At 53.4% G+C, this 11,104-nt stretch carries 13 protein-coding genes; 8 read left to right on the top strand and 5 right to left on the bottom strand.

Annotated features, from left to right (window positions below; all coding sequences use genetic code 11):
• Nucleotides 1–14: 14 nt before the first annotated feature.
• Nucleotides 15–671 carry a CPBP family intramembrane glutamic endopeptidase gene (locus AC07U6_RS17100; RefSeq protein WP_494761712.1) on the bottom strand — a complete coding sequence of 219 codons (657 nt, stop codon included), beginning with the start codon at nucleotides 669–671 and terminating at the stop codon, nucleotides 15–17.
• A 32-nt stretch (nucleotides 672–703) separates the two neighbouring features.
• On the opposite strand from AC07U6_RS17100, the gene AC07U6_RS17095 reads away from it, so the two are divergent.
• The gene (locus AC07U6_RS17095) at nucleotides 704–1,105 is read left to right on the top strand and encodes a hypothetical protein (RefSeq protein ID WP_494761713.1); all 402 of its coding nucleotides are present in this window, start codon (nucleotides 704–706) and stop codon (nucleotides 1,103–1,105) included.
• The gene (locus AC07U6_RS17090) at nucleotides 1,102–1,398 is read left to right on the top strand and encodes an I78 family peptidase inhibitor (RefSeq protein WP_494761714.1); all 297 of its coding nucleotides are present in this window, start codon (nucleotides 1,102–1,104) and stop codon (nucleotides 1,396–1,398) included. Before AC07U6_RS17095 ends, AC07U6_RS17090 begins: the two co-directional genes overlap by 4 nt.
• A gap of 27 nt (nucleotides 1,399–1,425) precedes the next feature.
• On the opposite strand, the gene AC07U6_RS17085 is transcribed toward AC07U6_RS17090, so the two are convergent.
• From AC07U6_RS17085 to AC07U6_RS17075, 3 genes are all read right to left on the bottom strand, one after another.
• Nucleotides 1,426–1,959 (bottom strand): redoxin domain-containing protein, encoded by a 534-nt coding sequence (locus tag AC07U6_RS17085; RefSeq protein WP_494761715.1) that lies wholly within the window; start codon nucleotides 1,957–1,959, stop codon nucleotides 1,426–1,428.
• Nucleotides 1,960–2,237: 278 nt separating this feature from the next.
• Nucleotides 2,238–2,483, bottom strand: coding sequence for a biofilm development regulator YmgB/AriR family protein (locus tag AC07U6_RS17080; protein ID WP_494761716.1), 246 nt, complete (start codon nucleotides 2,481–2,483; stop codon nucleotides 2,238–2,240).
• A gap of 239 nt (nucleotides 2,484–2,722) precedes the next feature.
• Nucleotides 2,723–3,394: a MarC family NAAT transporter gene (locus tag AC07U6_RS17075; RefSeq protein WP_494761717.1), complete on the bottom strand. Its 672-nt coding sequence runs from the start codon at nucleotides 3,392–3,394 to the stop codon at nucleotides 2,723–2,725.
• A gap of 429 nt (nucleotides 3,395–3,823) precedes the next feature.
• Here AC07U6_RS17075 and cspE point away from each other — a divergent pair, with 429 nt between their 5' ends.
• Nucleotides 3,824–4,036, top strand: coding sequence for a transcription antiterminator/RNA stability regulator CspE (gene cspE, locus AC07U6_RS17070; protein WP_012442280.1), 213 nt, complete (start codon nucleotides 3,824–3,826; stop codon nucleotides 4,034–4,036).
• Between the two features lie 220 nt (nucleotides 4,037–4,256).
• Nucleotides 4,257–5,477, top strand: coding sequence for a multidrug efflux MFS transporter (locus tag AC07U6_RS17065; RefSeq protein WP_494761718.1), 1,221 nt, complete (start codon nucleotides 4,257–4,259; stop codon nucleotides 5,475–5,477).
• Here the strand turns inward: AC07U6_RS17065 and AC07U6_RS17060 are convergent.
• Entirely contained in the window at nucleotides 5,466–8,546 is a 3,081-nt protein-coding gene (locus AC07U6_RS17060) for a beta-galactosidase (protein ID WP_494761719.1), read from the bottom strand. The two genes, AC07U6_RS17065 and AC07U6_RS17060, sit on opposite strands and share 12 nt — an antisense overlap.
• Nucleotides 8,547–8,843: 297 nt before the next feature.
• Between AC07U6_RS17060 and AC07U6_RS17055 the strand changes: the two genes are divergently transcribed.
• The 4 genes from AC07U6_RS17055 to lpxO all read left to right on the top strand — a co-directional run bounded on the left by AC07U6_RS17055 (nucleotide 8,844) and on the right by lpxO (nucleotide 11,062).
• Entirely contained in the window at nucleotides 8,844–9,002 is a 159-nt protein-coding gene (locus AC07U6_RS17055; protein ID WP_494761720.1) for a hypothetical protein, read from the top strand.
• A gap of 215 nt (nucleotides 9,003–9,217) precedes the next feature.
• Complete coding sequence (iraP, locus tag AC07U6_RS17050) at nucleotides 9,218–9,478, top strand: anti-adapter protein IraP (protein WP_105590744.1); 261 nt, start codon at nucleotides 9,218–9,220, stop codon at nucleotides 9,476–9,478.
• A 136-nt stretch (nucleotides 9,479–9,614) separates the two neighbouring features.
• Nucleotides 9,615–9,914 carry a PsiF family protein gene (locus AC07U6_RS17045; protein WP_494761721.1) on the top strand — a complete coding sequence of 100 codons (300 nt, stop codon included), beginning with the start codon at nucleotides 9,615–9,617 and terminating at the stop codon, nucleotides 9,912–9,914.
• Between the two features lie 236 nt (nucleotides 9,915–10,150).
• Nucleotides 10,151–11,062, top strand: a complete 912-nt coding sequence (gene lpxO, locus AC07U6_RS17040; RefSeq protein WP_494761722.1) for a lipid A hydroxylase LpxO — start codon at nucleotides 10,151–10,153, stop codon at nucleotides 11,060–11,062.
• The last annotated feature ends 42 nt before the right edge of the window (nucleotides 11,063–11,104 follow it).

The raw sequence follows: 11,104 nt of genomic DNA, 5'->3' as shown, positions 1-11,104 counted from the left end.
TGTAACCGATTACGCTAGCGGCTGAAGGCCAGCCACAGCCAGGGGGCAACGCCAAGCAGGTTATTAAGCATATGCAGGAAAATAGGCAACTTCAAACCGCCCGACACCAGCCGCGCGGCACAGAGCAGCAGCGACAGAGCAACCAGCGCAATCAAAGTTTGCAAATGGGCGTATTGCGTATGGATTGCGGCGAAGGCAAGGGAGGTTAGTACCGAACAGGCAACCCGTTGGCGTGGGGCCCACAGTAAAAATCCCTGCATTAAATAGCCGCGAAACAGAATTTCCTCGTACACCGGGGCCAGCAGTACCACGGCCAGCGCGAACAGGATCGAACTGGTTGCATTGCCGCTAAATTGCCCGCCCGTCCAGCTCTCGCGCTGCATATAGAAGGCCTGGCTCACCAGCAGCAAAATGAGCAGCACGCTGAACACCATCACCTGACGCGGGAAGAGTTTACCGACGTGAATATCTCTGTAATGACGCGTGTACCAGCGGAAGAGAGGGATCAGAACAGCAAATTCCAGCGTGCAGAGCACCGGCATCAGTAGCCCACTGCTGACCAGCATGGCGTGGTTGGGCAGGTATCTTACCAGCAGGGTAATGGCATACCAGATAATCAGCATCCCGGCACAGAGCAGGGTTTGAGACACTCTGTCGGGAGCGGTATTCATGGCAACAACCTGTCCAGGAAGGTTTTTTTTCGATGTTAACAACTGTTACGACCCCTGTCGAGTTCGGGATCATTGTAGCAAAGCAGGTTAAGTTTCCGTGGGGAAAAGCCAGTGATGGGGGAGCGATGATCGTGCCGTCGGTTGCCCCGGTGAACTGCACCGGGGCCGGGAGGATGTTAGCGGACTCTCACCGCGACCAGCGTCATGATGACGGCAAAGGTGACAAAAATTGCCAGTTCCATAAGAATCTCCTCTTTGGGAAAACTCCTAAAATTATAGCTAAAACCTGGATTTTTTATGAACGATGCGTGCGCAGTAAGGCGAAACGTGCCGGATCATCGTCAGTTCTTTTACCTGCGCATTATTGCGTTAATCTGTTAATCTTTAACTCAATTTGCCGATTATTTACGCGAAAAGAGGAGCAGGAACAGTGAAATATTATGGAAAAATAGCGTTCGTTGCGGCGTTGATGGCGCTGGCGGGCTGCCAGTCGTCTGGCCAGAAAACGGCAGTGAATGCGCCGGTGGACCCGGAAATGGATCGCTGCGGCGCATCTGAATTACAGCAGTACGTTGGCAAGCCTCTCACTGCGCTGGAAACGCTGCACTTTGAGAAACCGGTGCGCGCGATCCCCTACAATTCAGCCGTTACCATGGACTTTAATCTGAATCGCATTAACTTCTTAGGCGATCAGCAGGGCAACATTACTCAGGTCTACTGCGGTTGACCGATGCTGGCTGGCCGTGCAGGCCGGTCAGTACTGCCATTTTCTGACCCACCACAAGCGCAAGAGCACCCCCGTGTTGCTGGTCCAGCCGCTGCTGGTGCTGGCCACTTCCCCCTTTGCAATAACAAGCAGTGTGGGTTTGCTGGCCACCTGCCAGTGAGCCGCAAGACTGCCGTTACTGTCATTAACCACCGGCAGATTGAAGTGATGCCCGTTCAGGTAGCGTACAACGCTGATGTCATTTCCCGACATGCTGGCGACGGTCAGCACGTTGGTGCGCTCATCGTTGAGTTTGATCATCAAGGGAATGGTGTCATGACAGGCCGCGCACCAGCGGTCCCAAAATAACACCAGTAGCGGCTTTTTTTCGCTGAGTTCCGCAAGCGTCAGGTCTCTGCCGTCAATGGTATGCAAAGACTGGCTGGCGAAATCTGCGGGCAGATCGGGTGCCCGAATGCCATCAACCAGTCGGATGACCAGAATAAGGGACAGGAGAGGTAGTAGCAGGTAAAGCCCGACCTTTTTAAAGCGGTTAATAAGAACGATATACCAGTTATTCATCTGCCATCTCCAGCCTGCCTTCGGCGCCTATCTTAATGACGCTATGCCGAATAACAATCGTTTGCCGTGTAAACATTCGTATAGGGAATATTCCCCATCCAGGCAGGCGGGTTTGTGCTGTCATCATCCTGCAACGCGCTGATGGCAGTATCTTTCTGCACACAACGTGACTTCCTCGTCACTCCAGATATGCAATGCTCGTCTTTAACCCGCTGTTTGCGGGTTTTTTTTCGGGATAAATAGAACGGCGGCTCAGCGGTTTGAGGGGCATATCGTGTTTATTTGTTGCCGTTGAAAATCTGCGTCAGCAGGTTGCGATACCCCTGGAGGATGGTTTCATCGGCTTCTCCTTCCAGTCGGGCGATGACGCTGGCAATAATCGCGTCGTTGCTGAGCGGTTTCCCGTTCTGCATCAGCTCCACCATAATCGCTTCCAGCAGCTCGCTTTCTCTGGGAGCCTGGAATGCCGGGCTGTTAAAATAGTCGGTAATTGCGCGGCCTGCGCCCTGAACGTGATAAGCCATGATACACCTCCACAGACGCATCCACGGAAGAGCCGATCGCCTTCAATGGAATCATAATTGTTGTTGTGAATACGAGAGAATTGGGCAAGAAATATCCGCTCCCGCTACCTGAAAAAGATGACCGGAGATTCTGTAAACTGTAGATGTGCGGTGCCGGAATGCCAGTAACAGGCGGAAATATTTTTAAGCACCTTGAAAAGTGTTCCGGGCGGTGGAATCTGCCCGGAAGGCGTGTGTGTTTATCCTGCGTGATAGGTCGTAATGACTTCGATTGTTCCGTTGATCATAAATTGCACACCCATGCAAACCAGCAGGAACCCCATCAGGCGGGAAATCGCTTCAATACCGCCTTTGCCGACCAGTCTCATGATCGCGCCTGAACTACGCAGGCAGACCCACAGAATGAGGCTGACTGCAAAAAAGGTCAGTACGGGGGCAACGGTAATCACCCAGGGAGCAAAGGTGGTACCGCTGTGAATCGTTGCTGCGGTGGAGATGATCATCGCAATGGTCCCCGGCCCTGCGGTACTGGGCATCGCTAACGGGACAAAGGCGATGTTGACGCTTTTACGCTCGTTCATTTCATCCATTTTGTGTTCGGCTTCCATGGAATGCCCCGCCTGCTGCTGAGGGAAAAGCATGCGGAAACCGATAAAAGCAACGATCAATCCGCCAGCAATACGTAGGCCGGGAATTGAAATACCAAAGGTATTCATGACGACGTTACCGGCGTAGTAGGCAACGGCCATAATAATAAACACATAGACAGACGCCTGAAGCGACTGCCGGTTACGCTCTTGATAGTTCATATCCCCGGCCAGCCCCAGAAACAGGGCTACGGTCGTCAGGGGGTTCGCCAGCGGTAGAAGCACTACCAGGCCAAGGCCTACGGCCTTAAACAGTTCAATCATTCTGTTATATCCTCATTGAACGCAGACTTAGTTATTGATATTTCATATTCTTCAACCAGAAAAAGAAGCCTACATTAACGGCGATCTGTCCCGTTGACAAAAAATGACCTGAGACAAGAAAAGCAGAATGAAGGTGAGTATACAAAGTGAATAATAAAGAGGGTGAAAATATATTGTCATTTAAATCATTGTGTTGGTCGTATTTTATTTATTAATTTTTTTTTCCGCTTGAACCCGGCGCACGGTTATGCGTAAATGCTTGCGTTGGTTTTGAAACAGACCCACGTATGCGAGCAATTTTAGTAAAGCAGTCTGCAGTTAAAGCGTTACACAGCTTATTCCTGACTTCCTTCTTGAGTGCCTCATAGTAATCCCCTGTTGAAAAACCTTGTGCCCCTGTGGCTTACTACATAATTGAAGGAAAGACTCATGTCTAACAAAATGACTGGTTTGGTAAAATGGTTCAACGCTGAGAAAGGTTTCGGCTTCATCTCTCCAACCGACGGCAGCAAAGACGTATTCGTACACTTCTCTGCAATTCAGAACGGCGGCTTCAAGACGCTGGAAGAAGGCCAGAAAGTAGAGTTCACTATCGAAAACGGCCAGAAAGGCCCAGCAGCTGCTAACGTAACTGCACTGTAAGATAGTCACTCCTTTCATTCGCTCGGCGTTTAACGCCTGAGATGATGAAAGTTAAAAAACCCGCTCCGGCGGGTTTTTTGCGTTTTCAGGACCACAGCTTCGTTGGTGTTAGTAGAAAATTCTGAAGTGAAGCCCATCACCTTATTTGTTCTCGCGCCGTCGCTGACAGTTGTTACACTTGTCGCTCATGATGTTGTTATAAGGCCGCAAGTGCAGTCCGATGGAATCCTGGAAGGTTAATCTAATCTCAGTCTGGTTTGGCTGTCTGTTTACCGGGCTGGCGATCAGTCAGATAATCCCGTTTCTTCCCCTCTATGTTGAACAGCTTGGCGTGACCGATCCGGCGTCACTGACGCTATGGTCCGGGCTGATTTTCAGTATCACCTTCCTGGTTTCAGCGATTGTTTCACCGATGTGGGGAAGCCTTGCCGATCGAAAAGGGCGCAAGTTGATGCTGCTACGCGCTTCGCTTGGCATGGGGGTGGTGATCCTGCTCCAGGCCTTTGTCACCAATGTCTGGCAGCTGCTGGCACTGCGTGCGCTGATGGGGCTGACTTCGGGCTACATTCCCAACGCAATGGCGCTGGTGGCGGCTCAGGTACCGCGCGAACGCAGCGGCTGGGCAATGAGCATGGTATCCACCGCGCAAATTTGCGGGGTGATTATGGGGCCGCTGATGGGCGGGCTGCTGGCTGACTGGATAGGACTGCGGGCAGTATTTATCATTACCTCAGGGCTGCTGTTGATAAGCTTTCTGATAACGCTGTTTTTGATTAAAGAAAGCGGTGTCATTCGGGTCAAGAAAGAAGACAATCTTAGCGGCAGCATGGTGTTCCGTACTCTGCCGTGGCCAACGCTGACCATCAGCCTGTTTTTTACCACGCTGGTGATTCAGCTGTGCAACGGGTCAATCAGCCCGATTTTGACGCTGTTTGTGCGCGAACTTGAACCGAACGTGCAGAATATTGCTTTTATCAGCGGCGTAGTGGCGGCGATCCCCGGCGTCTCCGCGTTGTTGTCCGCACCTTCACTGGGGAAACTCGGCGATCGTATTGGCGCGCAGCGCATTCTGTTTGCATCGCTGATCTTTTCCATCCTGCTGTTTATCGGCATGTCGTGGGCCAGCAGTGCCCTTGAGCTGGGCATTCTGCGCTTCCTGTTGGGCTTTGCCGACGGTGCGATGATGCCCGCCGTACAGACCCTGCTGTTGCGCTACTGCAGCGATCGAGTGACCGGCAGAATTTTTGGTTATAACCAGTCGTTTATGTACCTCGGTAACGTGGTAGGGCCACTGATGGGCTCGGGAATCTCCGCTGCAGGTGGGTTCCGCTGGGTATTCGCCGCCACCGCCGTTGTGGTGCTGGTGAATACCGTGCAGCTGATCTGGATTTACCGCCGCCCGCGCGGTAATCGCACAGGCGGCGTAACTTCAGGCCAGTGACAGCGTTAGCTGATAGCGGTACTGCCGGGCAGACAGCAGGAAGTCAGGGTTAACGCTCGGGCTCCAGGAGTCGTCGCCGCCTATGCCCATATGATAACCGTCAAGGATCAGCCAGCATCCCGGTTCATCACGCAGCAGGTGGCGATGTGATGTATCGCGGAGCTGTTCTACGCTGTGGCGGCTCAGTGAGAAGTGGAAATCTCCCTCAGCCTTGAGTCCAGCGTATTCCAGTTCGCGGGTGCCGCCCCGTAGCCCGTTCTCCCCCGGGAAGACATAGGCAGTACTGAGTTCTGCCAGCGGTAGCTGCCAGCGGCTGAACTCAGCGGCCAGCCGCCGATCGGGGTAGTTTTCGTGCGGCCCCAGGCCCAGCCAGCTGGCGTACTCCGCTACTTCGGCCAGCTGACAGCGCAGGCCGATACGTGCAGGTTCCGGCTGACCGGCGGCAATATCCACCTCAACGTCGATGCTGAGTCTACCCTCACCGTCGAACAGATAGCGCTTGCGGCTGATAAAACGCGTTTCCCCCGCGGCCTGCCAGGCGTGGATGCTGCCGATCTGCACGCCGTGGCTCAGTTCATCCGCCTGCAGACTAATCAGCAATGGCTCAAGCTGGTTGTAACCGGCCCGCCGCCAGCGCTCGACCCATGCACGAGGATCGACGCGGGTCACCTCACTGATGCCTATATCATTATCCAGAGGCGCACGCACAAACAGATCGGAGAGCGGGGAGAGCAGCTGTGGTTTATCGTCACGAAGCCACTGCGTCAGCTCGCCGCTGCTGCGGCTGAACTGCCAGCGCTGGTCACCGTGCTGCACGTCGAACAGCTGTGCGGTTTCGGTAAGTCGGGGGCGCTCAATATTTTGCCGGGATCGCGGCAGCGAGAGCGCAGCCGGCAACCGCCAGCCGTCCCATGCCACGCGGTGCCCGGCGGGCGACCATGCCGTGGCGGCAGGCTGTATCACTTCGACCCGCAGCCACAGTTCACCGGCCAGTTCGGGCAGATCGCCCAGAACCAGGCTGATGCTTTGTTCCGCCGCCAGCTCCAGAACCTGTTCCCCTCCGCCTGTCCGCTGGCCTTCGTGTTCAATATGCCAGCGCAGAGCCTCGTTATCGCTGCTGCGGAACAGGTATTCACTGGTAATCCGCAGCGTCAGCGGGGCGTAGCTTTCAACCGTAAACTGGAAGAACTGCTGGGCGCGCTGGGCCTCAAACAATGAAGGATGCGGGGTACGATCGGCGAAGACCAGGCCATTCATACAGAACTGGCGATCGTTAGGCGTATCGCCAAAGTCGCCGCCGTAAGCCTGCCAGCTGCTGCCGTCGGTTTCATGACGGGTCAGGCTCTGATCGACCCAGTCCCAGACGAATCCACCCTGCAGGCGCGGGAACTGGCGGAACGCCGCCCAGTAGCGGTCAAAGCCGCCGAGGCTGTTGCCCATTGCGTGGGCATATTCACACAGAATCAGCGGGCGCTGTTCCTCCGGCAGGCCAATCCATTTCTTCAACGACCACTTCGGTACCGCATCAAACGGCTGATCCTGATCCACTCGGGCATACATCGGGCAAATTATGTCGGTGGCGGCGGTATTGGCTCCGCCGCCTTCATACTGTACCGGGCGGCTGGGATCGTGGCTCTTAATCCAGCGATAAAGCGCATCGTGCGTACTGCCGTGGCCGGACTCGTTGCCGAGCGACCAGATAATAATGCAGGCGTGGTTACGATCCCGCTGCACCATACGCGTGACGCGCTCGCTGAAGGCATTGAACCACTGTGGATCGTCAGACAGGCGATTCATGGGCTGCATGCCGTGGGTTTCGATATTGGCTTCATCAACCACATACAGCCCGAAGCGGTCGCACAGGCGATACCACAGGGCGTGATTGGGATAGTGCGAGCAGCGCACCGCGTTGAAATTATGCTGCTTCATCAGCATGATATCGCGGATCATCGTCTCTTCATCCATCACCTGACCGCGATCCGGATGATGTTCATGGCGGTTGGTACCGCGGATCAGCAGCGGCTTGCCGTTAAGCTTCAGCAGCCCGCCCTCTACCGCAATATGACGGAAACCGACGTCATATGCTTCACTTTCAAGGGGCGCACCGCTGGCATTAAGCAGCGTCACCACAACACGGTAAAGATAGGGCGTTTCCGCACTCCACAGCAGCGGCTGTGGCACATTGATGCTGAGCAGTGTACGGTCGGTATAGCTGCCGCGCTCATCAATAACAGTACTACCCAATGCCTGGCGGCGTTCTGCAATCAGCGTATCCTGCTGCCAGAGGGTAACTTCAACCTGGTGGTCGCGTGCATCCTGTTCTGAGCAGACTGCCAGCACCCGCAAATCGGCGCTGTGAAACTCCGCGCTCAGGCGGGTTTCGATCTGAACATCCTGCAGGTGGACCGCGGGTTTATGCAGCAGACTGACGTCGCGGAAAATACCGCTCATCCGCCACATATCCTGATCTTCCAGATAGCTGCCGTCACACCAGCGTAGCACCATTACCGCAATCCGGTTTGTGCCGCTTTGCAGTACATCACTGAGGTCGAATTCCGCTGGTAATCGACTGTCCTGTGAATAGCCGACAAACCTGCCGTTGCACCACAGATAGAAGGCGGAGTTCACGCCGTCGAAGATAATCCGCGTTTGTCCGCTTTGCAGCCAGTCGGCAGAACAATCAAATGTGAGCGAGTAACAACCAGTGGGGTTTTCGGCAGGAACACGCGGCGGATCGACCGGAATCGGGTACTGCACGTTGGTGTAAATAGGCGCATCGTAGCCGGAAAGCTGCCAGTTTGACGGCACGGTGGCACGTTCTGCCGAACCGAGGTCAGTTGCGATCCAGCTATCCGGAACCGCTTCCGGTCGGTCAAAGTAGCTAAATCTCCACTCGCCGCTCAGTGACTGGATCGACGGACTGGGGCGATCCTCTTGCGCGGATTCACTGCTGCGCCAACTGGCGAACGGAGGGTGGCTGGTTAAGCGGTTGATCTGAGTAACGGCAGGGTTCTCCCAGTAACGGAGAGACACCAGCTGCTGCAGTGAAAGTGGATTACGATCGGTCATGGTCAAAATCTCATCAATGTCATGCGCTCACATTGTCGTGAATCCGCGCTCTTGTAAAGCGAAAATCCCACGGAATGCGAGGCGGATCGCGGCAATTAAATCTGGTGAAAGCGAATAACACCCGTGACCAGGACAGGGTTGTGCGTGAAAAGTAACAGGAAATTGTTAAACACGGTTACGGCGAGTAAAAAGCGCCGCTAACCGGATTTTTCTGCATTGTGAGCGGTCCAGACGGCAATTACTATCGCGGGAGAAATGAGGAGGGCATCCTTATATTGTGACCCGTGAGGTTTTAACATGATTCGTATTCTTAAGGCGGCGAGTATCGTCGCGCTGGTGGCAGCGCTCAGTGGATGCCTGTTCCCTCCTCCGGGCGGTGGCGGCGGTTGGGGAGGCGGCGATGGTGGCTGGGGCGGCGGCGGTCCTCACGGTGGGTTTATGGAACCGGGCCGATAATCACTCAGACCCCGGGGTATCTGGGCTTTCGGGGTCTGTCCTGCATCATCCTTTCTCCTGTTTTACTCCCGTTAATTTCAGCGAAACGTTTCGAAAATGTAAAGATGATTATTTGCTCTTTTTCCGTGCATAAGTAACGAAAATATAAAGCGAATACTGTTTTCTTTTATTTAAACCAGTGTTACCGTCTTGCTTTACCTTGCTGAGACAGTCGCATGAAAAATCTCATTGCAGAATTACTGATCAGGCTTGCAGAAAAAGAAACGGAATCCAAAGAGCTGGTTGCCCAGGTGGAAGCATTAGAGATTGTCGTAACGGCTCTGTTACGTAAAACGGATGCAGAACAGCTGCGGCAGATAAACGAAAGTATCAACTCAGCGATCCAGACGGCTTCAACCGGGGAACAACAACACCCGGAAGATCTCACGCTGTTGCAAAGCTATATTCAACGTTTGCTGAATCACCCCCGCCAGTAATTATTTTAACCAGCGACGACGGTGCCGCTGTTTGTCGCTGTGATGTTGAATGCAAATCTCAGTACTTTTTCTCGCCGAATAGAAAAGCTGTGCCAAACTTTACCCGTACCGAAAAACAATAAGGGATGGGAAGGCTATGAAAATGACGATCGCAATATTAATGTTGTCTGCTGTTGCTGCTGGCTATGCGGGAGCCGCTGAGAAAACCGCGCAGCAGCAAAAAATGACGGTATGCAATCAGCAAGCCGGTGAGAAAGCGCTTAAGGGCGATGAGCGTAAGGTTTTTATGAGTAACTGCCTGAAAAAAGACGCAAAAGTTGATGGAATGACGCCGCAGCAGATGAAAATGAAAACCTGTAATGCTGACGCCAGCCAAAAAGAACTGAAGGGCGATGCGCGTAAAACCTTTATGAGTTCCTGTCTGAAGAAAAGTTAACCTTCCGCCATACCGCGATACAGGGCCATTCTAAATTAAGCGGCCACTCAGGCCGCTTATCTAAACCTCTATTAAACCGATAATCATTCCCTTTTTCCTGTCATCAATTTTGGCACTGGCGGATTAACTATTCCTGTTGCCTCTTATTAAAATCTCAGGCTTCACATTCTTTCCTGCATGATCCAGGAGCACCGTACTCCTGGCTTCAATGTGGGGGTAAGCTAAGGAATACTTACATGGTGGCTTTAATTATTATCGGTATCTTTGTGATTAGCGTTATCTATGCGCATTCACGTGGCGTGGAAAAGCAGAAGTTCTCCAGGCAATTATTCGACCACTCAACCTTTATGGCTCCGGTAAATATGTTTATGACCGGTTTTTCGAAGCTGCCCGCGAAACAGCCCTACTTCGATCCCGCAGAATTCCCTGAGCTACAGCAGATCACCGACAACTGGCAGGTAATCCGCCAGGAGGCCCTTCAGCTTCAGGATCATATCAAAGCTTCGCAGACTCAACAGGATGCCGGTTTTAATACCTTCTTTAAGCGTGGCTGGAAGCGTTTTTATCTGAAATGGTACGGTGATGCGCACCCCTCAGCGATGTCGCTTTGCCCGGTTACCAGTGAGCTGCTGAGTAGGATCCCTTCAGTTAAAGCGGCAATGTTCGCCGAACTGCCCGCAGGGAGCCATTTGGGTAAACACCGCGATCCCTATGCGGGGTCCGTGCGTTATCACCTTGGGCTGGTGACGCCGAACGACGATCGCTGCTTTATTGAGGTAGACAGAGATCGCCATAGCTGGCGCGACGGCAAGGCGGTACTATTTGATGAAACCTACGTTCACTGGGCGCAGAATAAGACGGAGCAGACGCGTATTATACTTTTCTGCGATATTGAGCGCCCGATGAAATGGCGGTGGGCACAGAGAGTTAATCACTGGGTAGGATCGACGCTGATGTCTGCCGCCAGCTCACCTAATGATGAAAACGATCGGGTTGGGGGCATTAACCGTATCTTTAAGTACGTCAACCGCCTGCGCGATGCCGGTCAGAGACTAAAAAAACGCAATCGTAAGCTTTACTACTGGGTCAAGCACGGGCTTATTGCGTTGATTTTCGCCATTATTATTGTGCCGGGCCTGATTCTTTAATTCTCTGTTGAGTGGCGATAAATTACGCGGCGAGTAGCGCAC

This window comes from Erwinia sp. GW821-FHT03D09 (assembly GCF_059420805.1).
This window is presented reverse-complemented; position numbering and strand designations above follow the sequence as displayed.